The sequence below is a fragment of the Bacillus massilinigeriensis genome, assembly GCF_900117315.1.
Taxonomy (GTDB): Bacteria; Bacillota; Bacilli; order Bacillales; family Cytobacillaceae; genus Bacillus_BE; species Bacillus_BE massilionigeriensis.
On record NZ_LT630337.1, the window covers coordinates 228,354 to 253,484 of the forward strand.

Here is a 25,131-nt window from a genome sequence, read left to right on the forward strand (position 1 = left end):
GGAGGAAACCCATTGATTCAATTTAAAAATAATGACTTTACTATTTTTGAAAGTCAATTATTTAAAACTACTTCCACTGTTGTACAAACCGATGATTGTATTATTGTAATTGATCCTACATGGCTGCCAGCAGAAGTGAAAGAAATCAGACAGCATGTTGATCAAGTAAAACAAAATAAACGAATCTATCTACTTTTAACTCACTCTGATTGGGATCATGTATTGGGATGTGGTGCTTTTCCAGACGCTACTGTTATTGCAAGCGAAGGCTTAGCAGAAGGAAAAGAAAAAGAGCAGATTATAGAACAAATAAAAGATTTTGACGATAAATACTACATAGATCGTGATTATCCCATTTCTTATCCTAAAGTTGATATCGTTGTTGAAGATGGACAGGTTTTGGATATTGGTCAAACGTCCATCACTTTTTACCTTGCTAAAGGTCACACAGATGATGGGATATTTGCCATCATTGAACCATTAGGAATTTGGATTGCTGGGGATTACTTATCGGATGTCGAATTTCCTTTTATCTATACTAGTACTAGAAATTATGAGGAAACCTTGAAAAAGACAGATAGAATTCAAGAAATTCATAAAATCCATTATCTCGTACCTGGTCATGGGCATTTTACAAACAGTAAAGAAGAAATAATTAAAAGAAAAAAGGATTCCTTGTATTATATTGAAGAATTAAAAAAGACAGTTCACTCTAATGGGGATGGCTCCCATTTAATAAAAGGTTATTCTTATTTAAGAGGAATGAGAGCCTGTCATGATGAGAATATTAATCTAATAAAAAGTGAATTAGGTTTAGGATAAATAAGATTATTCGTTCAACTAATAAAAACCACTTGTTAACAAAAAACAACTGCTCAACACTAATACTATGAACAGTTGTTTTTTTAGTTATGAAATTTAATAAGAAGATTTCAACAACATAGTTATTTCTCTCCATTTGATTCGATCCTCACTATTGGGATCATTAACAACTGCTCCCTCTAAGTTGAAAATCATCGTTTGTCGTTTTTCAACATCATATTTTGGCCATTCAGAATTCTGCTCTGTGTTCGGATTCCCGTTGCGAGCAAAGCTAATCCATGCCGAATGCATTTGATTCGCTACCAGCTGTCTTTCTGGGGAAGCGCCTGTGAAGTTTTCTGTCTTTGGCTTATTAAGTGTGTTCCATACGAATGGAATTTCTAGTGCATGAGTGGCTTTTAAAGCTCCACCAAAAACCGGCGTTTCCCAATCAAAACGATACATCCAAACAGGTGCCCCATGATTTACCTGTAGCTCTGCTAGTCTTTGGGCAGGAGAAGTAAAGATACTTATTGTTAGTAGTTTATTAAAGAGTTCTTGGTTAAGAGGTTTGCCATCAGAGAATTGCCTCGAAATGATTGGCAACAGTGGTCCAAATGTTTTTTCAAAATGTGAAGTAACCTTTGATTCATCTGCGTTCTTCCATTCTGGGTCAAAAGCAGTGAAAATACGGTATTCATCTTTGTTTGTTCCAATTAATATAGATACATCCTTTGCTGAACCAGCTGAAATTGCCTCTTCTGGAGCTTTTGGAATAGATACACCATCGATCACTGGTCCTAAGCTCATCATAGGGACGAGAGTAGAGGCCTGGACTAATTGATCAACAGGTAATTCCTCCAGCTTAGAAATATTCGTTGGGTCTACATCTAAAGCTGCAAGTAGTTTGCTAGCAATCTTTGTTGCCTTTCCTGAAGGGTGGACATTAGCTGCAGCCCCACTCTGAAGAATTGCTTTATGGAAAAGACCTTGGGCAAAAGGGAAGCCAAGCAATATGCCTATACTCATAGCACCTGCAGATTCCCCAAATACCGTTACATTGTTCGGATCTCCTCCAAATGCTGAGATATTCTCTCGCACCCAATGTAAAGCGGCAACCTGATCAAGAATACCACAATTACCGGAGTTGGCGTACTCCTCACCACCAATTTCGCCTAGGTGTAAAAATCCGAGTATTCCAAGTCGGTAATTAATTGTTACAACCACTACATCCCCTTGAGCAGCAAATGATGCACCGTCATACCAATGACTTGACCCAGAGCCTGAAATAAATGCACCACCATGAATCCAAACCATGACAGGTCGTTTTTTATCGTCAGCTCCTGGAGACCATACGTTTAAATACAGACAATCTTCATCCATATTCAAGGTTTCATTACCTAAGAACTCCATGATTTCACTTTGAGGTTGTGGGGCAACTGGGGAAAACGAGGTCGCATCACGAACACCTTCCCAAGAATTTGGCAGCTCTGGTGCACGAAATCGAAGAGCTCCAACTGGTGGCTTTGCATAGGGAATCCCTTTCCAAGCAAAAACACCATCAATTTTTTCCCCTTGTAGTTTTCCGTAAATACTTTCCACAATTGTGCTAGACATCGACATTCTCCTCCCCTAAATAGCATTTCTTCAAAATAAAAGTCTGTCTTTGTTGCTACTTAAATGTATTCGAGATGAGGAGAGTACTTTCCTTTAATTTCCTTTTTATAAATTACAACCGTCTGTTTTTGATTATCTTGTTTCCATCATCATAAATATTAGTTGGCATGTTGCACAATACGAAGGAGTCAAGGACAGATTCTGTTTATTCTATTAAATTTTCCTATTTTAAGTAATGTTTCTTTTATTATTTACCGTTTAATTTTTACTATAAATATTGGAAAAAATGTTTTATAATGGGAGGTAAATTTGAAGAAAATGACGAATTTTGCAAAAATAATAAGGGAGATACATAAATGAGGAAGAAAGGTAAATTTAGATTGAAATATATAAATAATATTGGGATTTTCACAAAACTAATGGTTATTTTAGTAATTTCCACTTTGGCTCTTGGCATGGTGGGATACAGTGGAATACATGCAATCCATCAACTCTCAAACAGTGAAAAAAAGATTTATGAAGAACAATTAATTCCTAATCATTTATTTGCTGAAGTAAGGAGCAACGGCTTAGCCCTAGATGCTATTACACTAGAAATAGTTGTCACCAAGGATATGCAAATAAAAGCGAAACTTTTACAGGAAATGAAGGCTATCATAAAAGAAAATGAAAAATTATACAAACAAATCAATAAAATAAATTTACAGCCAAACATAAAAGAAAAGTATGATTTGATGAACAAGATCGTTCCGATGCTTGAGGGAATTATTTCTGAGATGGTCAATTTTGCTATGACAAACCAAAGCGAAGAGGCCTACCGAGTTTTCGACGAGGAAGCAAAGCCTATTAGGGAAAAGTATAGTCAGTATTTATCAGAGATCCAACAATTAAATAAGGAAAACGCGAAAATGATTTATGTGGCTGATGAAAAGGCAGCCAATCAAACTAGTGTCTACTTAATTATTGTCATTGCAATTTCTATCATTCTATCCATTACAGTGGGGTACTGGATTTCAAGACTCTTTGTTAACCCTATTAAGCAGCTTAATACATTAATAGGACAAGCTGAACAAGGTGATTTTACAGTAGAAGGCAGCTATCAATCGAAGGATGAGATTGGACAATTGACTTCTTCATTTAATAATATGCTTCGTGCCATTCGTGCGATATTGACAACAGTCAGTGAGACATCCCATCAATTAGCTTCCTCATCAGAACAATTTATTGCAAGTTCGGTGGAAAATATCAATGCGATTGAGCACATTTCGTTTACGATGCAGGAACTCTCCGAAGGTTCGCGTCACCAAGTGGAGAGTATAAATAAAAGCAACCAAGTAATTCAGGAGATATCCGATTCTACTGAAAGTATTTCAAATAATGCGCAAATAGTATTAACCAATTCCAAGCATACTGCTCAACTGTCTATTCAAGGAAATCAGTCGATTGAAAAAGTTGCAGATCAAATGCAATCCATTAATCAAACAGTCATTTCTTTATCGGAAGCTTTCAATGGTTTAAAAGAACGTTTATATGAAATTGTTCATATTGCTGGGGGGATTACAGGGATTGCGGATCAAACAAATCTCTTGGCCTTAAATGCAGCAATCGAAGCGGCACGAGCGGGAGAGCAGGGAAAAGGCTTTGCAGTGGTTGCGAATGAAGTAAGAAAATTAGCAGAACAATCAGCACAATCTGCTGCACAGATTTCTCAGCTTATAAATATTATTCATGCTGATACTGAACGTACAATGGAAACCGTTACAACAGCTACTTTAAAAGTAAAAAATGGTTTAGGGGTTGTACAAGAGGCTGGAACGATTTTTAGTACAATTGAGGGCTCCATCCAAGAAGTGGTTACTCAAATTGATGAGGTGGCTCATTTAGTAAAACATCTTTCTACTGGTATGAATGAGGTTGAATCCTCGATAACTAGTGTGAAAGAAATTGCAGTTGGAACGGCGAATAGCTCTAATACGGTTTCATCAGCAACAGAGGAACAGCTTGCTTCAATGGAAGAGATTTCATCTTCAGCACAAGTATTAGCTGGCCATGCAGAAATTTTACAAACGATTATTAAGCAGTTTAAAATTTAATAGAGAAAATTAAAAAGTGCCTGTCAATTATCCATTTTGTTTGATGAGAGACAGGCACTTTTTTGCTTTTTGAACATTATTGGTTGATACTTTTTATAAATTGAATAATTATTTCATTTACTTCAGCCGCTTGTTTTGTTGGTAGCCAATGTCTTCCGCTTTCAATAAAAACCATCTCATTATTAGGTAAATTCTCCTGAAGGATTTTGGCATATGGATAAAATTGCTTATTCTTTTTTCCAAAGATTAGTTTTATAGGATGATGGATGTTCTTAAGTTGATTTGTACAATTGTAGTTCTTGCTGTAACGGTAATATTGCTCTACGTTTCTGGCATCTCCTTGTTTGGCATCTNGTGCAGAAGGAAAAGTTGTTCCAATCGTACAAACTCGTTGCCTACATGAAGCTAACGATATTTTCCAAGAGATGGAAGAAGGAAAAATTCAAGGCCGTATGGTTATTGATATGCATAAACATTAATAATAAAAAGAAAAAGGCCTCCTATGGGGGTCTTTTTTCTTTTTATGGTTAAATTAGATTCATTTCAAATAATTACAATAATTCGCCTGTTTTTTGCTATTATTATAAGAAAGTTAATTTTTGTACGCTGTTTTGTTAGGGGGATTAGGGTGAACGCGAAAATAAAGTTAATCACAACCATGCTGATCTTTGGAAGCATTGGGATTTTTGTGAAGAATATTGATTTATCATCAAGTGAGGTTGCACTATTTAGAGGTGCGATTGGAAGCCTATTTTTGATTGGGGCGAGCCTTCTTATAAAGCAAAAGATATCTTATCAGTCAACTAGAGAAAACTTTATTCTATTATTGTTATCGGGAGCGGCGATCGGATTTAATTGGATTTTCCTTTTTGAATCGTACCGCTTTACAACCATTTCGAACGCAACAATTAGCTATTACTTCGCGCCGGTATTCGTTATGATGTTGGCTCCAATCATTTTGAAAGAGAAGCTCACTCCAGTCAAGATTGGTAGCATAATAGCCGCTATGGTTGGTCTATTGTTAGTGGTGAACAATGGGGGAGAAGCCTCAGGGGGCTCCTATCAGCATGGCATTGGGATTATGTATGGATTAGCTGCAGCAGCCTTGTATGCGAGTGTTATATTAATGAATAAATTTATAAAAAATTTATCTGGCTTTGAAACGACCTTGGTACAATTAATGGTAGCTACTATCGTTCTTTTCCCATATGTATTATGGAAGGACCAAATAGATTTGGCAGGGATAGACCGTACTTCTATTATTTTTATTCTTATTGTTGGTATTATACATACGGGTATGGCCTACTTTTTATACTTTACCTCTATTAAGGAGTTAAAGGGGCAAACCATTGCGATTCTAAGTTATATTGATCCAATTTCTGCCGTTGTTATGGCAGCTATTTTTTTAAGGGAAGGCATGACCCTTGTTCAAATAATTGGTGGAATACTTATCCTTGGATCCACTTTCTTAAGTGAAAAATTAGAATTGATATTTCAAAATGCTACGGTTAAAACAAAACATTAATTAAAGGGAAGGAATCAAAAGGGGCTGAATGGCGCGAAGGATCAAGTTGACAAAAAATTCACAATATGTTCAATGGGGAACTGAGACTTCAAAGGAAACTATAATGATATAATATTATGAAAATACTCATTGTATTAATATGTTTTTGACATATGGAGAAATGCAATCTTTTTGGGAGAAGAATTTAAATAATTCATAATCTAGTATGGAAAAACAATCATTTTCAATCATATCTATAGCAATTTTCCGATATAACCAATGATTCTTTGAAAGAAATGCATGGCATGGAAGGATAGGAGAGGAAGGTATCATGGGATTATTAAATCGAGGAATGACCATTTTAGATTTTGATGAAACTTATTATGCTCAGAAGAAGCTTCAGAAGTTCCCTCATGAACGCATTGACTTTCAGCAAATGCAGCATGTCAGCCTTTATTGTGAGCAAGAATCTTTAACTACAATTGAAAAAAAACTAAGTAGGCGAAAACAAAAAGGCGTAACGTTTATTGGAAGTGGAAACTATCATTATGTTACCTATCTATTGCTAAAAGAAGTAAAGGAACCGTTCACCCTTATTTTGTTTGATAATCACCCTGACCTAGGGACCAATCCTAATCAAAGAGAAAGTATCCTTTCATGTGGGTCATGGGTTTCTTATGCCCTTTCAGAAATACTATATCTTCAAAAGGTTGTCATCATTGGTCCTACGACCCTCATTTCCTTTCCTTCTAGAAATCCTCGCGTTGTCCTTTTCCCATATGATAGGAACCATCATTACTCAATAAAATCGATTCTATCTGTAATTCATTCACAAAATGTGTATATAAGTATTGATAAGGATGTTCTAAATCCAAATGAAGCCGTGACCAATTGGGATCAGGGACTAATGGATATTGTGACACTATCCCATTTTCTTGAAAATATTTTAAAGAATAAAAGGGTTGAAGGCGTCGATATTTGTGGGGAAATGCATTTATCCCCATTAGAAATTGTTCTTCCAGACTACCAATCTTCAATCAATAAAAATGAAAAGGCAAATATCACATTATTAAAAACTTCATTGAAATTCAGTAGTACAGAGATTAGAGGGGCCTAGAAAAATCAACATAAAATAAATGGCCTTATTTCTTCTTAATTAGGAGAGAATATGTATGAATCAAATGATTTTTGACATGAGTATTTATCAGCTTCTTTCATATTTCATGGTTTATAGTGTAGCCGGTTGGATGATGGAAACGGTGCGCGTAAGTTATATGGAAAAAAGATTTGTTAATCGTGGGTTTTTTCACGGAATATATTGTCCGATTTATGGATTTGGTATGTGCGGCATCATTATTGTTCTTTCTCCATTAAGAAGTCATCTCGTCCTTATATTCATTGTGGGAATTATTTTCGCTACTGGATTGGAGTATATTACTAGCTGGGTGATGGAAACTATATTTCACGCACGCTGGTGGGATTATAGAGATCGAAAATATAATCTGAACGGAAGGGTTTGTTTATCCATATCCTTAGCATGGGGATTTTTATCTATTATTATGATTAGATGGGTGCATCCTATTGTTGAGAAGCTAGTTAATGAAATTTCCTTTCAAATAGGTTCTACTATTTTAATGATTTTTTATTCAGTATTAATGATTGATTGTATTTTTAGTTTGATTGCGGCTTTTCATTTGTCTAGTAAAATCAAGGCGTTGGAGGTTATTAAACAAGAACTCTTATCCATGATTAACAACAGTCCTATTCACGAAAGAATGGATGAGCTGATTGATAAATACAATCAAATCGTAAATAGTATTCATCAGCATAACGTTCGAGTTTTGAAGGCCTTTCCAAATATTATTAAATCAAAAGCCATACATCGATTGAACAGTATTAAGGATGTGCTGAATGGAAGATTTAAATAAATGATTTGCTAATCAAAACGTTTAATCAAACGTTTGATTGAATAAAGGTGAAAATAGAGGAAAAGGTTCAAAATATTAATCAAACGATTGATTAATAAAATGGTCAGGAAAAAGAAGATAAAATGTTAATCAAACGTTTGATTGAAAATAGGTACCTGGTACCACCTTCATGAAAAGTCATTTGGCGGTATCAGGTTCAAATTAAAAGGATATAATCATTCCATCCTTTCCAGCATACGTCCCCATGGTGGCTCCCATGTAATTAATAAGGACATCCCTTGGCTGGAATCGAAGGATAATTTCCTGTTTCATAGACTCAGCATCCTCAACATTTCCTGTGTGAGTGATTCCAAAGGTTATGTCTGAAAAGTCATTTCCTCTTTCTTCAATAATTTGAAGGGCCCTGTTATAGAATCTCTTTTTCCCTCTAATTTTTTCTAGTATTTCTACCTTACCACCTTCTACTCTGTCTAGAATGACTTTAATATTTAAAATTTTTGCCAACGATCCTTGAAATCTACTTAAACGTCCACCTTTGACGATATTTTCTAAGGTGCTTAGAAGAACAAGGATGTTCATATTCTCTCTATACTTAGTAAGCTCAGTAACAATTTGGTCTACTGTAAGACCTTCTTCTGCAAGCTCAGCAGCTCGGATTATCTGAAGCCCATGACCTAAGGAGCCAGCTAATGTATCAAATACGGTAACCCTGGCATCAGATAGATTTTTGCCAAGACATGCGGATTGATAAGTGCCACTTAGTCCAGAAGATATTGTTAGGCAAAGTATCTCTGTATTTTTATCAAATTTGGAGAACATTTCGGCAAAGGAGGCAGGTGATGGCTGGGATGTTTTAGGTAATTCCTCTGAAGAAAACATCTTGGCAAAGAACTCCTCTGGTGATATATCTACTTTTTCTAAATAATGCTGTCCATCTATCGTAACTGTTAATGGCACAACGGTAATATCATATCTCTCAATGATTTCTACAGGTAAGTCTGCAGAGCTATCGGTAATAATTTTAATCATCTGAAGCACCTCCAATTTTGCTCGGTTGGGTATTTTTACTAATTATATATCTTTCTCGCATTTGATGAGTATAAATTTATTCTATTATAACTCTAAAATGTTATAGAGCTCATTGGCAGCTTTTTAAGAGAACTCCTATAATATAAATATAATATTAATTTTACTGGAGGGTCAGAAAATGTTTGTAGCAGGTCAAAGGGAAATGCAACAAATGGATCGATATACAATGGATAACCTCGGATTACCCGGCATTGTCTTAATGGAGAATGCAGGAGCTAAGGTGGTAGAGGAAATCATTAAATGTTCTCCAAGTAAAGATAAGAAAGTGGCCATTCTAGCTGGAGGGGGAAACAATGGGGGCGACGGCTTTGTCATTGCCCGCAGGTTGTTTGATCAAGGCTTTAAACCACTGTTATGCTTGCTGGCCAAACCAGAAATAATTAAAGGGGATGCAAAATGTCATTTAGATGTCTACCTGAACAGAGGTTTGCCTGTATTCCACCTTCCTGAAAAAGGAATAGAGGCCCTTCGTGATGAGTTAAACTCATCAGATGTCATAATAGATGCCATTTTAGGGACTGGAGTGAAAGGACCTGTTCGAGATCCCTTTAGTCAGGTTATCACTCTAGTAAATAGCTTGGAAGGAAGGAAGCTAATCATCTCGGTAGACATTCCTTCAGGTGTTTCAAGTGATGATGGGAAGGTAGAGGGAGCGGCTATAAAAGCTTCTAAAACAATTACTTTTGTTTTTCCAAAGAAGGGATTCTTCCTTAATGATGGCCCAAATTATGTTGGGGAATGGAAAGCTGTTGATATTTCTGTTCCTCCTTTCATTGCAGAGGAATTACATATGGATTTGCCCCAGCTTATTACGGAACAGTTAGCAAGACAAGCTGTACCAAAAAGACCGAGTAATGGCCATAAAGGAACCTTTGGACATGCAGTTGTAGTGGGAGGTTCTCGCCCATATGTAGGGGCCCCTATTTATGCGGCAAAAGCTGTTTTAAATAGTGGAGCTGGACTGGTAACACTTGCTATCCCGGAAAGCATTTATCCAATGGCAGCTACACAAAATCCTGAATCACTGTTCTTGCCACTTTCTGATAGTGAAGGGCATTTTGCTATGAATTCCGTTGAGGAACTCTCCTCTAAGCTTCACCAGTTTGACTGCGTAGCTGTAGGACCAGGGATGAGTAGATTTCCTGGAGGAGAAAAATGGATGGTCTCACTTTTAGACGCTCTTACAAATCAACCCATTGTGATTGATGCAGATGCCATTTTTTTACTTAGAAATGAATTAAACAGGCTTCAAAATTACAAGGGTACTGCTATCCTTACTCCACACCCAGGGGAAATGGCTCATTTGTTGAATGTGACAATAAAAGAGATAGAAGAAAATCGATTGAATATCGCCAGAGACTTTGCAAAAAAATATCAGGTATTTTTATTATTAAAAGGTCACCGTTCAATTATTGCTTCACCAAGTGGAGAGGTTTATATAAATCCATTTGGTCATGATGCTCTTGGAAAAGGGGGAAGCGGTGATGTACTGACGGGACTCATTGCCTCTTTTCTCGCCCAGAGTGCTCCACCTATTCATTCTTTAATCTTAGCAAGCTATTTGCATGCAAGGGCAGGAGAGGAACAGGCAAAGATCCTTTCCCATTATGGTGTTATGCCTCTGGATGTCATTGATTGGGTAAAAGGAGAACTGTTAAATCTTTTAGAGAAATAGCAAAAAAAAGAGGCTTAACCAAATAGGTTGCTAGAAAAGACCCGTTGGTTAAGCCTTATAGGTTCTTAGGGAACAAACTCAATTCCTTCTAATATTCATACACAGAAATAGTTAATTAGAATTTCCCTGATCGGAAGATGGCGAAAAGTAACCAAAGAAACATCAGTGTTGCAACAACGGCTCCAACCTCTATAACTGGAATTTCCCATAAGATAGTACTCTGCCTTCCTATAGAGGAACCGATAATTAATCCAACCATTATGATGCTAAATGCAAGTAAAACAATACTAAAGGATAGACGGTTACTGATTTTATCAAGTCTTTCGAGCAAGGTATGTAATTCTGGGGTTGAAATATTTAAATGAAGCCTACCTTTTTGAACGGTAGAAGTTAAATCCTTTATACTCTTCGGAAATGTTGAAAGAAAATCTGAGTATTCCCTTACCTGATCCCAAAGTGATTCCATTATTTTCTTCGGTTGAAAACGTTCTTTCATTAGCTTCCCAGCAAACGGTTCAGCAATCCCCATAATATTACAATCAGGGTCTAAAAATTCAACAAGCCCCTCTAAAGTCATTAATGACTTACCGAGGATGGTAAATTCAGATGGTACCTGAATGTGATAGCGGGAGGCAATAATGATAAGCTCATTCATTATTTCACCAATATGCAGTTGGCTTAAAGGAAGATCATAATATTTGTTTTTAAGACTATCCACATCAAATCTTAATAGGGTGATATCCACGTCATCTGGAAATAATCCCATTTGTAGAAGAACATTGATTATTCCATCACTATCTCCACGCTTCAATGAAATAATGAGTGATACAAATTGCATTTTCAGTTCATGACTAAGGTGACCACACATTCCAAAGTCCATGAGACCAATAACCTCACCCGGCATGATAACCACATTTCCTGGATGTGGGTCACCATGGAAAAATCCTTCAATTATAATTTGATGCAATAGGCATTGAGTAAACTTTTCTGCGATTGCCTTTCGATCATAGCCATTCTCAGCCAATAAATCGAGATTATTAATTTTTATTCCTTCAATGTATTCCATTGTAAGGACCTTCTTGGTTGAATATTCCCAATAAATTTTTGGAATATGGACAGTAGGATCATTGAGAAATTGGTTAGAAATTTTTTCTCCATTTCTTCCTTCAATACTATAATCTAATTCGGCTTTTAAAGATTTTGAGAATTCCTCAACAATATCGGGAAAGTGATAGTTCTTTGCCCAATCTAATTGGGTATCCATTAACCGTGCTAAGTCTTCAAGGATTTCTAGATCTGTTTCAATTACTTTCCGTATATGAGGGCGCTGTATCTTTACTGCCACGTTTTCGCCTGTATGGAGTCTAGCAAAATGGACCTGCCCAATAGAAGCCGACGCTGTCGGTGCTTCACGAAATTCTGCGAAAATGTTTTGGATGCTCCCTCCGAGTTCTTCCTCAATAATCCGATTTACTTCAGAAGAAGCGAATGGGGGGACATGATCCTGCAATTTTTCCAGTTCTTTAATAATGTTCTCAGGAAAAATATCCATTCTCGTACTAGCAATTTGCCCAAACTTGACAAAGGTTGTACCTAATTCTTGAAGCATGATTCGAATTCTCTCGCCAAGGGTTCGTTGTGAAAAGTCAGAAGGAGTAGCTTCCTTTTTAAAGGAAAGCGAAATGGCTTCGTTTAATCCTAAATCCTTCACAATATACCCGAACCCATTACGGAGAAAGGCTCGAATAATTTCTTGATAGCGGTGGGCATGTTTCATTCTTTTGCTAAACATGATCATTCCTCCCATAAACCGCCTAGCTAGTTATTCACCCTTCTTTTCTAGTAGCTCGATTCTTTTCTCTAATTCTTTTAATTCCTCAATTGTGACAAGGTTCAGTTCCTTTAATGCTTGTTGAACCTTCGTTTTTACGATTTCATCAAGGTCTTTTTTTGCTGCTTCTCCCTTTTCAATGAACCTATCCACCATTTCCTTAGATTCTGTTTTGCTTAACTCACCTTTTGCAACGAGATCATTGACAAATTTCTCGATTTGCTCCTTACTAGCCACAGCCGCACCTAATCCTAAAGAAATCATTTGGTCAAAAATGTTTTTCATTATTACTGCCTCCTTGGGTAAAGTTGGATTGTCATAGCAGTAAATCTATGAGGATATTTTTCTTTATTTCTATTTTAAATTATTATTTAAAATATTTCCAAAATTAAATAGAAGAATATGTGTCACCCATTTTAATTAGAGGGGATTTTATTTAATAAATAGTAGGTATATACTAAAAATTTCCTGTGCTTCCTTTTGATTATACTGGTATAATTTTGATGTCTAGTTTTTATTGACTTAGATATTAATTTAAAATCATTAAGTATAAATAAAAATCCTTCTAAATTTAGTTTTTTCTCAAATCAAAAAATTAAATGAAAAACATTCTAGAAGTTGCCTTACAAAGGGAGGAAGGGATTTATGAATCTTAGAATAAAAACATTATTAGTGGTAGGAACATCTATATTTCTATTCCTAGGACTCTTATATAAAATTGCATCCCCTTTTCTCTATGAAGATTCAATGAAATTAGATGAGAGCTTGATGACAAAGGATTTGGAAAGGGCCCAAAACCAATTTTCTTTAGAAATGGATATTTTAAATAGGACGAATCGGGACTGGGCGGTTTGGGATGATGCTTATTATTTTGTAAATCACCAATATCAGTCATTCCCATCTGTAAATCTATATAATGATACCTTTGAAAATAATAAAATTAATTACATGATCTTTATCAATAATCAGAATAAACTGGTCTACCAGAAAGGATATGACCTAAACAATCATCAAGCCATTAAATTTAAAGATGATTTTTATAAAGTGTTCTTACCTGTTATTAAATCTTCAAAATCACTCGAAAAAACAGTCTTAGTAAAGACTGATTATGGTCTTACGATGTCTTCCTTTCAATCAATCTACAAAAGCTCTGGAGAGGGACGTTCAGTTGGAGTTCTGATTATGGGAAAGATGATTGATAGCAGCTATATTAAAGCATTGGGAAACGAGCTTTCACTCCCCTTATCAATGAATCCAATTGAAAATCATTCAGTTCCATCGAAACTGTTAATTGATTCAATAAACGAAAAAGAAATAAAAGGCTCCTTTTATATGCAGGATTATGAAAATAATCAAGCCTATGCCATCAGCTTAGTGAATGAAAGAAGATTTTATTTACAAAAGGTGGAAAGTACTAGGCATTTGCAACAATATTTAATTCTAACTGCGGTATTTTTCATCATACTGATCTTGGTACTTATGAATAAATTCATTCTCTCAAGGATTAATCAATTATCCTCTCAATTAAATAAAATTCAAAATAAGAGAGATGTAAAGTCTAGAGTTCGGTTAAGAAACGGCGGGAAGGATGAGCTTGCAAATCTTGAGCAATCCATAAATAAAGTGCTTTCTTCCCTAGAGGAAAAACATAATGATGTAATAAAGCTAGCATACTTTGATCAAGACACTAAGCTCCCTAATCGGTATTGGGTAACGAAAGAATTCCATCATTTTGTAAAGGGCTATGAAAAGACAGCTGTTTTATTTTTTGATCTAGATGGATTTAAAAGGGTAAACGATTCGCTAGGGCATAAAATCGGAGACGCCCTAATTATTCAGCTATGTGAACGACTAAGTCCAATTATAGAAGAATTAAATGGAATATTTTCTAGAATAGGTGGAGATGAGTTTTTAATATTATTAGATTATAAAGGGAAAGAAGACCTGGAGAAAACCATTCAACATATGTTGAATAATATAGGAAGCGAATTTGACCTGCATTCCTATAAAACATTTGTTACGACAAGTGTTGGAATTAGTATTTATCCCGATGATGGAACTCAATTGGAACAACTGATGCAAAATGCTGATATTGCTATGTTTGAAGCGAAAAGAAAAGGGAACAATCAATATCAGTACTATCGAAATCTTACGAAAAAGAGTAGCTATCGAAACTTCCTTGAACTTGAAAATGATTTAAAGTTCGCATTAAAGAAGAAGCAATTTCAATTATACTATCAAATAATTGTTAATGGTTTTGAGAAAGATATTGTTGGAGTTGAAGCCCTCTTACGCTGGAATCACCCAACTAAGGGAATGATTCCTCCTGATAAATTCATACCAATTGCAGAAGAAACAGGTCTTATGACATCGATTGGAAAGTGGGTTTTGGAAGAAGCGGTTCGTCAATTAAAAATATGGCATGACAATGGATTTAAAGAATTAACAATGGCGATTAATGTGTCAAAAACTCAAATGAGAGATGATATGTTTATTGAGAAGCTAGATCAAGTATTGGAGGAATCTCAAATACCAGCCTCCATGCTCCACATTGAAATCACCGAGACGGACATTCATCTGTATCCAGAAGAAATTATGCGATTTACAAAAGAGCTCAAAAAGAGAAATGTCAAGATTGCTCTTGATGACTTTGGTGTAGGTACATCCTCCTTGCAATATTTAAAGGATTTACCATTAGATATAATAAAAATAGACCAGAATTTTATTAAAAATGTCCCATCCCATTCCTTTGACACCATTCTTTTATACGGAATCTTTGAGATAATGAAAAAGCTAAAGCTGGAGGTAGTGGTTGAAGGAATTGAGAAGGAAGATCAAATCCATTATGTGAATTCTCATATCCATTCAAAACTGCAAGGTTATTATTTTAGTCGTCCGTTACCAAGTTCAGTTGTGAATCGGAAATTTTTAAATTGGGATAGCTGGGACGAGGAAAACACTAGCAGTGGAAATACAGGAGCTTAGATAGAAGAGATTTGTCTCTCTATTTAGGCTTCTTTTTTTAATTGGTACTGAAATAAACAAATCTACCCTTTGTATGGGCATTGGGTCAATTGGGTACTTTTTGGGAAGTTTTCCTTATGGTAAACTAAGTGAATATAAGTGAACAAATAGGGGTGTAATAGGTGAAAACAGTTTTAGTCATTGGTGGTGGTGTTACTGGATTATCTGCCATGTATGAATTACATAAATGGAAGAAGAATCATCCATCTGACGTTAGGCTCATTTTGACGGAAGCATCTTCTGAATTGGGTGGAAAAATCTGTACATTGAAAAATAGTGGTTTTATTATGGAATCAGGTGCGGATTCAATCGTAGCACGGAAGATGAATATTATGCCACTAATTGAAGAGCTAGGATTAGCGGAAAAGATTGTGTATAATGCCACAGGTAAATCGTTTATATACACGGATGGAGAATTAAAGCCGATACCAGAGGATTCTGTCTTTGGGATACCGGCAACAATAGAATCATTGGCCAAAAGTACGCTTGTATCTGCGGAAGGCAAAGTCGAAGCGATGAAGGATTTTTATACAAAAAATGAATCCTTCAGTAAAGATGATTCAATTGGCTCCTTTTTAGAGTATTTTCTCGGTAAAGAGTTGGTTGAAAAACAAATTGCTCCTGTTCTTTCAGGAGTATATTCAGGTAAGCTTAATGAACTAACCATCTCCTCTACACTACCTTATGTTCTTGATTATAAAGAACAATATGGAAGCATTATAAAGGGATTTGAAGTAAATAAAGAAAAATACCTTAGTGGAGGAGAAAGAAAGTTTTTTTCCTTTAATAGCGGTTTAAGCTCTTTAATAGATGCTTTTGAAGAAAAATTAGATCATGTTGAAATCTTAAAAAATACAAAGGTTGAAAAAATTGTCAAAGAGAATAACTTATATCGGGTATCTTTAAATAATGGTGAATGGATAGAGGCAGATTATGTGATTCTAAGTATTCCTCAATCAGCGGCGGAATTATTATTTCCAAAGGGTGATCTTGATCAAGAGTTTGTCCCTTTTAAAAATAGCTCTCTTATAAGTATTTATCTAGGATTCGAGGTACCGGATGATGCACTTCCAACAGTCGGGACGGGCTTCATCACTGCAAGCTCGGGTGAATTGGTATGTGATGCCTGCACCTGGACGAGTAGGAAATGGGCACATACTTCTGAAAAAGGAAATCTACTTGTAAGGTTCTTTTATAAAAGCAGTAACCCAGCATATTCTGAATTGATCAAAATGAGTGAAGAAGAACTCTCTCAATTGGCGATTTCAGACTTAAAGAAAAGCCTTAACCTAGAGCTTACACCTATTGTAAGCCAGGTAACAAAATGGTCTGAAAGTATGCCTAATTATTTAATTACACATCCAAAAAGTGTTGAGGACCTTGAGAGAAAGCTTTCAGAGATTTATCCAGGAATTTATCTTGCTGGCTGCTCATATTATGGGGTGGGCATTCCAGACTGTATAGAGAGCGGAATTCAAACGGCAAGGGGAATTATCGAACAAATATAGGCTGCTGAAAGGGTGCCGGGCAATACATCAAGGGTGTCCGAACGAGAGTATCAGGCACCAATTTGGACAGCAAGCGGGGGAGAGGTAAAATGATTACATTTGTTTTAGTTGTGTTAACTTTATTTATTATTCCTGGTCCTGCAGTTATTCTGACTCTCACTCAGAGTGTCAGTGGGGGCAGAAAGCATGGTTTTTTAACGGGGCTTGGAATTGCAGTTGGCGATTTAATTCATACGATTGCTTTAGTAATTGGACTATCAGCAATTATTTCAGCTTCGGCTATAGCATTTGACATAATCAAATATTTAGGAGCAGCATATTTATTTTACTTAGGAGTGCGTGCATTTTTGGAGAAATCATCGATGCTTTCAATTTCATCTCCTCAGACCAACGTCAATCTGAAGCCAGCCCATTCTTTCACCCAAGGTGTGTTAACTGAGGTTCTCAATCCGAAAACGGCTCTATTCTTTTTATCCTTCTTACCACAGTTTGTGCATCCAGAAAACGGGTCAGTCGTCACGCAATTAATGATTTTAGGTTTAACCTTTGTTGCCCTAAGTATCTCATACACAACATTATTATCCTTTATGGCAGGAAGCTTAAGCGAATGGCTGTCGAAGAACAGGACCTTTTCACGTCTTCAAGGAAAGGTCGTTGGACTTATATATTTGGGTCTATGTGTAAACATGGCTTTACAAAGTAAATAAAAGGAAGTGGCAAAAGGTGGGATTTTTATCCACCTTTTTTTATTTGAAGACAAAGTCTTTAAAACTATAAGAATGGAATGAACCTTGGATTTCTCCCAAAATCGGCTGCGTTTTTACATGATTAAAGGCATAAGGAAAAGCAAGTCGGAATAAAATTTTGAAGAACCTTCTTTATGGAAGGTTTAACAGAATAATAAAGAAAAGTTGGGAGAACGATGAGGAAGGTAACATGGACATTTTTCAGTATTGTAACTTCTAGTTTACTAGTTTTAGGAGGGTGCTCGGAAAATTCGACGAGGGAAAAGGAGTTAGAAAAAGAGGTCACTGAATTAAAGAAACAAATAGAAGAGCAAAAGGCTGAAGAAAAGGTGGTTAAAGAGGAAGAGAAAAAAGAAGATATAACGGTAAAGGTTATAGATCCATCAAACCAAAAAGAGATAAAGGTCATTGATCCGAAGAAACTGGGCTACGAAACGGATAGAGAAAAATATAGAAAAATTATTGAGAATTGGGCTAAAAGGCTAGCAAGAGGTTCTGAAGGAAAAGAAGGTTATGATCAAAAAATGACTCCTGACAAAATAGGGAAAAATGGTGTAATCATAAAAGGGAAGCCAAGAAGAATACTAGAAGAATCCGAGTTAATTGAAAAAGTAATGACCGCCTCAGAAAAAGGAGGAACGGTGGAGCTTCCTCTCTATGTGACAGAAAGCGGATATAATCCAACTGAAGTTCAACAGCTTGGGGAAGTAGTAGTTGCTTCCTATACAACCTATTATAATAGTGGTGTAGCAGGCAGATCCAAAAATATAGAGTTATCCGCAAGAGCAATCAACAATGCCATCCTTGGGGTGGATGATATGTTTTCCTTTAATACGGCTGTTGGACCAAGTGATGCCGCACATGGGTATCAACCAGCCGAGGAAGCGGTTAATGGAAAGCTAGTGATGGGCATTGGAGGGGGCATCTGCCAAACGTCATCTACCTTATATAATGCCATTGATAAACTTGGGGTTAAATATATTGAAAAGCATCATCATTCCGTAAATGTTGGTTATGTTCCAAAAGGAAGAGATGCCACAGTTTCATATGGTGGGGTGGATTTTCGTTTCCAAAATACGGTTGGTGTGCCCTTGCTTTTGAAGGCCTATACAAAGAACGGAACCCTTACCGTGGAAGTAAGGACATCTAAAAAATATAAGGGATTAATCTAGTTATGGTTTAAGGGGAATTGATTACGTCCCCTTTTTTTATGTTTTTTCATAATCATATTATTTTAACGTTTCTGCTATAAATTTGTTGCTATTAAATAGCGATACACAGAGGAAATTCCACCAATTAAAACGAAATTATGAATTATCTTCTATTGAAAGGTTGTATGGAAATGATTATTGGCGAAATTAAGGAAATCATTCGTTATCCTGTCAAATCATTTTTAGGAGAAAAGATTGAAAAGACTACCATTGAATCCTATGGACTTTATGGTGATCGGAGTCATGCCTTTTTGGATAATACTAGACCTGGTAAGTTCTTAACATTAACTCAATTGCCACCTATGATTCGTTATCAAGCAAGATTTGTTGGAGAGGAGAGGATGGACCAATTTCCATCTTTAATCATTGAATCTCCTTCTGGTCAAGCTTATGAATGGGGAGACGAGGGGCTGTTAAAAGAACTTGAAACGATATCCAATAAGGCATTAACACCTATTCAATATACCCCTAGTCACGTCCCGTTCGGAGCGATAGAAGAAGAAAACATTTTAATTACGACGGATGCTTCTATTGGTAAGCTAGAGGAATTATGGGGGGAGAAGGTAGACTATCTACGTTTTCGACCTAATATTCATATTGCTTTGTATGAAAACACCCCATTTATTGAGGAAACATGGTTTGGTAGAAGGGTTTTGATAGGTGAAACAGAGTTAGAAATAAAAAGGTACTGTGAAAGATGTACAATTATTAATATTGATCCTGAAAGTGGTTCATTTGACTTTTCCTTATTAAAAACGGTTTCTCAAGAAAGAAATAATCATTTTGGAGTATATGCATCCGTTATCCAAACCGGTGAAATTAACGTAGGGGATAAAATTTCTTTAATAGACGTATAGGTTTATATAGTAGTTGAGAAAAAACTAGCAAGAGTTTGAATGACTCTTGCTAGTTTTCTTTAATATGTGGTTATCCTCCACTACCAACCTTAAAGAGGTAAGTGTACTTGTGAAAGATGCCTAATAAAGCTATTCGTAAATGGCACGAAGCTGATCAAAATATATGGTTCCTTTATTTTTATTGGTGTTATTTGTTTCCACCACATAAACTTGTCTCAGTTTTAAAGGGATGACGCTGTTTGCTGGAATAGTTGTGTATACCTTTTTCCAGCCCTTCCAATTAAGCTTCCCTTGACTAGTAAAGTCGACGGTTAAGAGCTTTCCATTTCCATCCTGTAAAGATCCTCTAAGCCAATGATTATTTCCATCTCCGTAAACCCAAAGCTCAAGCTTTGTTGGTCTGCTCTCAATTGTGCGACCAACATTCCCTTTTTTGTCTTTGAAGTTTACATAAGCTGCTGAAGTACCGGTTGTTCCAGTAAAATCATAGAGTAACCCGATGGAACGCTTTCCAGCTTTAATAGGTTTCGGACTGCTTGCAAGAATACCTTTTCCACTGACAGATCTAGCAGTAGTGACTTGTAAATCTTTAATGTCTTCAAAGTCTTCTAAAACAGTAGGCGATTTCCCAACATTGATTGAGGCCTCAGCTTTCGTTTTTCCATAAGAAACAATGACCTTTCCTGCTTGAATTCGTTTGACCGATGAAAGAGTACCTTTGGAATCTAGCTTTCCAATATTTCCTCTTGTTTCCCATTTAAGTAATTCAGGTAAAATGGTGACCTCTTTCCCTTTGTTATCGTAGCCTTTCACTTTAAATGTTTGTTTACTTCCAGGAATGATAATACCGTCTTTAGGAGAGATGGATAGGCTTTTTAGCTCTGTAACAACCTCTACATTAATAGATTTTGAGACCCCATTGCTTTTTGCTGTAATCTTTCCTTTTGCTGCTTTTGTTCCTGCAGTGAACATTCCATTGCGATCCACTTTTCCAATACCAGAGGATGCTGTCCAGTTTAATTTGTTCGCATTTACTGGAACACCATTATAATATTTATCCTGGCCTTTAAAGGTAATCGGTACCTTGGCTCGTGCAAGGACTTTAATAGTGTCTCCAACATTTGATGTTAATTTTGCAATAGCGGATACTGGAGCTGTTGAGACGATTAGCAGAGAATTAGCAACCTTACGCTCCGAACCATCAGACGGCTTGTTTAGAATGGAGAGGGACTGCTCACCGGGCAATCGTGCGGCATAGGTTGTTGAACCTCCACCATCTAAGTTCATGGCTGTCTCCATGCCATTTTTAGCAAGGTAATTGGCACCTTCTGCCAGTGTGACCCCGTCGCTATATCCAGGCTGTCTTCCGTCAAAGGTCGTTATGTATAGCTTCCCTTGTTTTGTTGAGAACATCGTACGGGGCTGCCTCCCTGAGGTATCCTTTAGAGCGTTCTCCGTTGGACTGCCGTTCTTTACGACCAGATCTAATCCGGAAACAGCTTGAAGAGCTTGGTCCAACCCACTACTAAAATTAATTTTCAATTCAATTTTACTTCCAAGGTCGATATTTTCTATCATCCAGTCAGCTTGGCTACCTGTGGCAGCTAGGACCCATTTTCCCTCTGGAATACGTGAATTTTTGGTAGGGTAGATATCTTCAACAGTAGCAGTAAGGGTTTTATTAGCCGTAAGTTTAGACTCTTTTGGATTTAATAGTATTTCAACTTCATCCCCGGATGTTTTTGTTGAGGTACTGAATTTAGAGGTGAACAGAAATAAGCTATCCTTTTGTGTTTCTTTATTTCTTCCTCGATTAATACCTGACAATGTTTTGGATCCACTAACCCCACTAATTTGTAGTTTCGTAGTCATTTTTACTTGATCAGAAATGACTGCTTGCCCATTTTTATTAATACTTAATACACTTTTTGACGTTTTTGGTGAAGTGATAATTTCTCCGTTAGTAATTTGTAATCCGATTGGCTGACCAGTATACGGTGAAGTGGTTTTGAAAAAATCACCATTGAAAGCGGCGATGACTCTATGTCCATCTTTATCCTGCTTTTTTGCTAGATTTCTAACAGAATCTAAGGCTAATACGCGATTATCTGGAGAGGTTACTTCTACTTGTATGTATGGATTTTTTGGGTCCACTTCTAGCATATTTACAGCCTCAATATTGGAACTGCTTTTCATGTTGTAGGCAGAATGTTGGACACCAGGGCCTATATAAAATTGTGTTTTCTTTGAAATTGAGAAGGTAGATAAATCAAAAGCTGAAGCAAGTTGTTGGGAATTTGGAAAATACAAAACTAGTAAAGCTACAACGACTGATACAATCGTTAACCTTTTGAGAAATTTGGGTAAATGATAGTACACCATGCTGCTCCTCCAATAAACTTTGAAAATATGAATCTATTTTACCAAATATAGGTGCCAGGCACCATCCATTTTTTGGATGGTGCCTGGCACCTAATTCGCACATATATTTGACAATTTGGTTAATTTAGATAATTCAGATGACCATCCTGTTATCATACAGTTGAAGGGTGAAATGTTCCTCCCTATTACACAAAACATCCACCATGAGTAAACAGAATAGACAGAAAAATCCAATACAAGGTTGATTATTATGAAGAAAAATGGTGGGTTCACATTAGTTGAAATATTGGCATCAGTTGTAATTTTAGGTCTGCTACTAACTGTTTTTTGTCAATTCTTTATCTTTTCGCAAAAGACAACATCAGATAATGAAGATAAGCTGGTGGCATTAAATCTCGCTCAAACGGTTTTTGAAAGAATTAAGGATGGGGAGTATCCAGAGATCACAAATATCGATAAGGAAGCAGAAGTGGACTATCCAAAGCTGTATGATAATGAAACCGTTTGCAAACTAGAGGGAGAGTATATAAAGGAATGTTCAGATAGATACATCCTCACAAGCAACGATAAAAAGTACATGATTAGAATATTAGTGGAAGAAAAATTGGAAGTGGGATTACTCTCAGTAGAGGTTCAAGTATTTGATAAAGAAGGAAATGATGTAAAGAGTAAGGTGAAAGGATTTGTTGAAATATGAAAATAAATTCTCTCAAATCTACAAAAGGACTTACTCTAGTAGAGTTGCTTGCAGCATTAGCTCTTTTTGGGATTATTTCTACCATCATCATAAGCGTTGTCGTAAGCAGCATGAATAATTATAAAAGGGTAAACGACGAAATATTGTTACATGATGAGGCCAATTATGTTATGACTAGGTTCGTTGAAAAAATTTATGCAGCATCAAAGGTAGAAGTTGAAACACAATCTGGGTGTACTTCCTTGGTAAAAATAACAAACCTAGTGAAAGATAATGGAGGTCAATTAGTAGATGAAACAGTAATATTAGGTTTCGAAAATCACAATGCAGTTGTTGATGGTGAACCGATTCAATCCGACTCTTATAGTTTTTCTTGTGATAGCCCAACAGAAGATCCTGATAAAACAAATGAATCAAGGATAACCGTAAATGATGACACTGTTTCTATTAAAATGAGTATAAAGGATAACCAATCGGAAAAGACATTCGAATTAAATAATGAAGTTTCCTTTGAAAAGATTGAATAGGGTGGAGGTGGAATTGGTGAGGAACAATGAACGGGGGTCAACTCTTGTACTTGCATTATTAATCATCCTAGTTTTATCAGTACTAGGAATATCGTTGATGGGTAATGTTGTCAACGAAAATAAAAGAACGAATGCTACGGAATCAGAGGTTCAAGCAAGATTCCAAGCGAAAAATGGAATTGTATATTTTGAAGCTGCCTTTAAAAAATATATTGAGGAAAATAAACCAGATATTACTCATATTATTAGCTATATAAATGATAATTATAAAGACGGTGTGGTAATACAAGATTCAAAAAGTGCAAATAAGCCGGAGAAAACAAAAATTACTGCGGAATACTATAAAGAAAATAACGAAGTAATCGTGACAAGTGTAGCAACTGTTGGTTCTAGTAAAAAGATGTTAGTTGGGCATTATGAACTAGAGGTTGAAAAAGATTTGGATAAGCCGATTTTCACAATTGGTGATTTTAGTAATGATGGCAAGGCGGTGGATTTTACTGACTTAAGCCTCGCTGGGATTGACTTATCTCTATTAAACTTAAAATTATTTGATATAAAGGGGCCTGATAAGAAATTTTACAGGGTTCCAGATGATGAGGTTCTTGATTTAAATATACTCGGTCCTATATTAAATCTTGGATTTGGCAATGGGGAAAGGTTTAGAACTTTCGAAAAAAATCGAGTCATAGCAACCAGAAGTAGTGATGCAGTTGGCTTAGAATTGTTTGATTTTGAAAGGGATAAAGGTGCTGATGTATCTGTAAATCTAATTAACTATGGAAAAATGGAAAATACGAATGTGCTTATTGATGGTGGTTATGTTGAGGTAGAAATATTGGGAATCCGAAAAAATGGCTATAGGGATATAGACTTTTTAAAGTTTGGCGCAATGGGAAATGCAATAATCCAACAGGATCGTTATGGAACAAAAGGATTAACCGCAGATAATAGCTCACAAAGACGGTTTACCTTTAAAGAGGGCTTATACGTAAAAGAAAATTTAACAATCGGAGGGGACCAGGGGAAAGAAGGCCTTGCTACTAGTGTTGATAAATACAGTAATTTGATGCTTCGGGGAAATATAGGAGTAATGGGAAATTTAGATTTTACTGATACGAATTTAGTAATCGGTGATAGCAATGAGAATCAAGCCACTTTAAAACCAGAAGAATTTATTTCAAATATTTATGTTAAGGGAGATGTAGTGATACAGAATTCCTGTATCAGGCCTAAAAATAACGATTATGATTTTCGGTTGTTTTCTGATGGAACAATTACAATTCATGAAAACAAACTTGATCCAAACTGCAACAATTTAAAAGGTCTCTTTTATGCTAAAGATGGTTTTCAAATTGTTGGTGACAAGCCAATTACCATTAATGGTGGCGCTTTTAGTAAGTTTAAAAAACCTAATAACTTAATTGTTAATACAGACCCTAAATATTTAGAAACAGAAACATACAGCAATGTTACATTAAAGGTTAAAGGAAAAACAACACAAGGGGAGACAACGGAATAGTAATTAAATGTTAGCGCGTAGATATTTTCTATGCGCTGTTGCTTTTTATAGCAAAATGTTATTTTGGGTTTAAGGTCACACATTTTTTAACAATCATGAATAGAAGTTCGTCCTAATAC

At 36.0% G+C, this 25,131-nt stretch carries 19 protein-coding genes and 1 pseudogene; 15 read left to right on the forward strand and 5 right to left on the reverse strand.

The window, feature by feature from the left end:
* Positions 1-12: 12 nt before the first annotated feature.
* Positions 13-822, forward strand: coding sequence for an MBL fold metallo-hydrolase (locus tag BQ6100_RS01120; RefSeq protein WP_075979999.1), 810 nt, complete (start codon positions 13-15; stop codon positions 820-822).
* A gap of 96 nt (positions 823-918) precedes the next feature.
* On the opposite strand, the gene BQ6100_RS01125 is transcribed toward BQ6100_RS01120, so the two are convergent.
* Positions 919-2,418, reverse strand: a complete 1,500-nt coding sequence (locus tag BQ6100_RS01125; RefSeq protein WP_075980000.1) for a carboxylesterase/lipase family protein — start codon at positions 2,416-2,418, stop codon at positions 919-921.
* Positions 2,419-2,774: 356 nt separating this feature from the next.
* Between BQ6100_RS01125 and BQ6100_RS01130 the strand changes: the two genes are divergently transcribed.
* From BQ6100_RS01130 to BQ6100_RS01145, 5 genes and pseudogenes are all read left to right on the forward strand, one after another.
* Complete coding sequence (locus tag BQ6100_RS01130) at positions 2,775-4,511, forward strand: methyl-accepting chemotaxis protein (protein ID WP_084780160.1); 1,737 nt, start codon at positions 2,775-2,777, stop codon at positions 4,509-4,511.
* A gap of 356 nt (positions 4,512-4,867) precedes the next feature.
* Positions 4,868-4,990, forward strand: a pseudogene (gene adhP / locus BQ6100_RS20905) (alcohol dehydrogenase AdhP); the annotation flags it as partial.
* A gap of 149 nt (positions 4,991-5,139) precedes the next feature.
* On the forward strand, positions 5,140-6,036 hold the full coding sequence (locus tag BQ6100_RS01135) for a DMT family transporter (protein ID WP_075983389.1): 897 nt from the start codon (positions 5,140-5,142) through the stop codon (positions 6,034-6,036).
* A gap of 310 nt (positions 6,037-6,346) precedes the next feature.
* Positions 6,347-7,132, forward strand: a complete 786-nt coding sequence (locus BQ6100_RS01140) for an arginase family protein (protein WP_075980001.1) — start codon at positions 6,347-6,349, stop codon at positions 7,130-7,132.
* Positions 7,133-7,187: 55 nt separating this feature from the next.
* On the forward strand, positions 7,188-7,943 hold the full coding sequence (locus BQ6100_RS01145; protein ID WP_075980002.1) for a putative ABC transporter permease: 756 nt from the start codon (positions 7,188-7,190) through the stop codon (positions 7,941-7,943).
* Positions 7,944-8,144: 201 nt separating this feature from the next.
* Here BQ6100_RS01145 and BQ6100_RS01150 read toward each other — a convergent pair whose 3' ends face one another.
* Positions 8,145-8,972, reverse strand: coding sequence for a DegV family protein (locus BQ6100_RS01150; RefSeq protein ID WP_075980003.1), 828 nt, complete (start codon positions 8,970-8,972; stop codon positions 8,145-8,147).
* 178 nt (positions 8,973-9,150) lie between these two features.
* Here BQ6100_RS01150 and BQ6100_RS01155 point away from each other — a divergent pair, with 178 nt between their 5' ends.
* Positions 9,151-10,707: a bifunctional ADP-dependent NAD(P)H-hydrate dehydratase/NAD(P)H-hydrate epimerase gene (locus tag BQ6100_RS01155; protein ID WP_075980004.1), complete on the forward strand. Its 1,557-nt coding sequence runs from the start codon at positions 9,151-9,153 to the stop codon at positions 10,705-10,707.
* 115 nt (positions 10,708-10,822) lie between these two features.
* On the opposite strand, the gene BQ6100_RS01160 is transcribed toward BQ6100_RS01155, so the two are convergent.
* Together BQ6100_RS01160 and BQ6100_RS01165 are read right to left on the reverse strand one after the other, a co-directional pair.
* Positions 10,823-12,499 carry an ABC1 kinase family protein gene (locus BQ6100_RS01160; protein WP_075980005.1) on the reverse strand — a complete coding sequence of 559 codons (1,677 nt, stop codon included), beginning with the start codon at positions 12,497-12,499 and terminating at the stop codon, positions 10,823-10,825.
* 30 nt (positions 12,500-12,529) lie between these two features.
* Entirely contained in the window at positions 12,530-12,823 is a 294-nt protein-coding gene (locus tag BQ6100_RS01165; protein WP_075980006.1) for a phasin family protein, read from the reverse strand.
* Positions 12,824-13,183: 360 nt separating this feature from the next.
* Here BQ6100_RS01165 and BQ6100_RS01170 point away from each other — a divergent pair, with 360 nt between their 5' ends.
* The 5 genes from BQ6100_RS01170 (at position 13,184) to BQ6100_RS01190 (ending at position 19,884) form a co-directional block, all read left to right on the forward strand.
* Positions 13,184-15,523, forward strand: a complete 2,340-nt coding sequence (locus tag BQ6100_RS01170; protein ID WP_075980007.1) for an EAL domain-containing protein — start codon at positions 13,184-13,186, stop codon at positions 15,521-15,523.
* 161 nt (positions 15,524-15,684) lie between these two features.
* Entirely contained in the window at positions 15,685-17,070 is a 1,386-nt protein-coding gene (gene hemG, locus BQ6100_RS01175; protein WP_075980008.1) for a protoporphyrinogen oxidase, read from the forward strand.
* 89 nt (positions 17,071-17,159) lie between these two features.
* On the forward strand, positions 17,160-17,777 hold the full coding sequence (locus BQ6100_RS01180; RefSeq protein WP_075980009.1) for a LysE family translocator: 618 nt from the start codon (positions 17,160-17,162) through the stop codon (positions 17,775-17,777).
* A gap of 215 nt (positions 17,778-17,992) precedes the next feature.
* The gene (locus tag BQ6100_RS01185) at positions 17,993-18,988 is read left to right on the forward strand and encodes a VanW family protein (RefSeq protein ID WP_075980010.1); all 996 of its coding nucleotides are present in this window, start codon (positions 17,993-17,995) and stop codon (positions 18,986-18,988) included.
* A gap of 170 nt (positions 18,989-19,158) precedes the next feature.
* Positions 19,159-19,884, forward strand: a complete 726-nt coding sequence (locus BQ6100_RS01190; RefSeq protein ID WP_075980011.1) for an MOSC domain-containing protein — start codon at positions 19,159-19,161, stop codon at positions 19,882-19,884.
* Positions 19,885-20,013: 129 nt separating this feature from the next.
* On the opposite strand, the gene BQ6100_RS01195 is transcribed toward BQ6100_RS01190, so the two are convergent.
* Positions 20,014-22,266 (reverse strand): phosphodiester glycosidase family protein, encoded by a 2,253-nt coding sequence (locus BQ6100_RS01195; RefSeq protein ID WP_075980012.1) that lies wholly within the window; start codon positions 22,264-22,266, stop codon positions 20,014-20,016.
* Between the two features lie 250 nt (positions 22,267-22,516).
* Between BQ6100_RS01195 and BQ6100_RS01200 the strand changes: the two genes are divergently transcribed.
* From BQ6100_RS01200 to BQ6100_RS01210, 3 genes are read left to right on the forward strand one after another with little or no spacing between them, the layout of a single operon-like run.
* Positions 22,517-22,963: a type IV pilus modification PilV family protein gene (locus tag BQ6100_RS01200; RefSeq protein WP_075980013.1), complete on the forward strand. Its 447-nt coding sequence runs from the start codon at positions 22,517-22,519 to the stop codon at positions 22,961-22,963.
* Positions 22,960-23,490, forward strand: a complete 531-nt coding sequence (locus tag BQ6100_RS01205) for a prepilin-type N-terminal cleavage/methylation domain-containing protein (RefSeq protein ID WP_075980014.1) — start codon at positions 22,960-22,962, stop codon at positions 23,488-23,490. The genes BQ6100_RS01200 and BQ6100_RS01205 overlap by 4 nt, the downstream gene beginning before the upstream one ends.
* Positions 23,491-23,506: 16 nt before the next feature.
* On the forward strand, positions 23,507-25,012 hold the full coding sequence (locus BQ6100_RS01210) for a hypothetical protein (RefSeq protein WP_075980015.1): 1,506 nt from the start codon (positions 23,507-23,509) through the stop codon (positions 25,010-25,012).
* The last annotated feature ends 119 nt before the right edge of the window (positions 25,013-25,131 follow it).

Excerpts from the sequence above, each read along its gene's own strand:
- BQ6100_RS01125 (WP_075980000.1), bottom strand. The coding sequence starts at position 2,418 with ATGTCTAGCACAATTGTGGAAAGTATTTACGGAAAACTACAAGGGGAA.
- BQ6100_RS01130 (WP_084780160.1), top strand. The coding sequence starts at position 2,775 with ATGAGGAAGAAAGGTAAATTTAGATTGAAATATATAAATAATATTGGG.
- BQ6100_RS01140 (WP_075980001.1), top strand. The coding sequence starts at position 6,347 with ATGGGATTATTAAATCGAGGAATGACCATTTTAGATTTTGATGAAACT.
- BQ6100_RS01145 (WP_075980002.1), top strand. The coding sequence starts at position 7,188 with ATGAATCAAATGATTTTTGACATGAGTATTTATCAGCTTCTTTCATAT.
- BQ6100_RS01150 (WP_075980003.1), bottom strand. The coding sequence starts at position 8,972 with ATGATTAAAATTATTACCGATAGCTCTGCAGACTTACCTGTAGAAATC.
- BQ6100_RS01155 (WP_075980004.1), top strand. The coding sequence starts at position 9,151 with ATGTTTGTAGCAGGTCAAAGGGAAATGCAACAAATGGATCGATATACA.
- BQ6100_RS01160 (WP_075980005.1), bottom strand. The coding sequence starts at position 12,499 with ATGTTTAGCAAAAGAATGAAACATGCCCACCGCTATCAAGAAATTATT.
- BQ6100_RS01165 (WP_075980006.1), bottom strand. The coding sequence starts at position 12,823 with ATGAAAAACATTTTTGACCAAATGATTTCTTTAGGATTAGGTGCGGCT.
- BQ6100_RS01170 (WP_075980007.1), top strand. The coding sequence starts at position 13,184 with ATGAATCTTAGAATAAAAACATTATTAGTGGTAGGAACATCTATATTT.
- BQ6100_RS01180 (WP_075980009.1), top strand. The coding sequence starts at position 17,160 with ATGATTACATTTGTTTTAGTTGTGTTAACTTTATTTATTATTCCTGGT.
- BQ6100_RS01185 (WP_075980010.1), top strand. The coding sequence starts at position 17,993 with ATGAGGAAGGTAACATGGACATTTTTCAGTATTGTAACTTCTAGTTTA.
- BQ6100_RS01190 (WP_075980011.1), top strand. The coding sequence starts at position 19,159 with ATGATTATTGGCGAAATTAAGGAAATCATTCGTTATCCTGTCAAATCA.
- BQ6100_RS01195 (WP_075980012.1), bottom strand. The coding sequence starts at position 22,266 with ATGGTGTACTATCATTTACCCAAATTTCTCAAAAGGTTAACGATTGTA.
- BQ6100_RS01200 (WP_075980013.1), top strand. The coding sequence starts at position 22,517 with ATGAAGAAAAATGGTGGGTTCACATTAGTTGAAATATTGGCATCAGTT.
- BQ6100_RS01205 (WP_075980014.1), top strand. The coding sequence starts at position 22,960 with ATGAAAATAAATTCTCTCAAATCTACAAAAGGACTTACTCTAGTAGAG.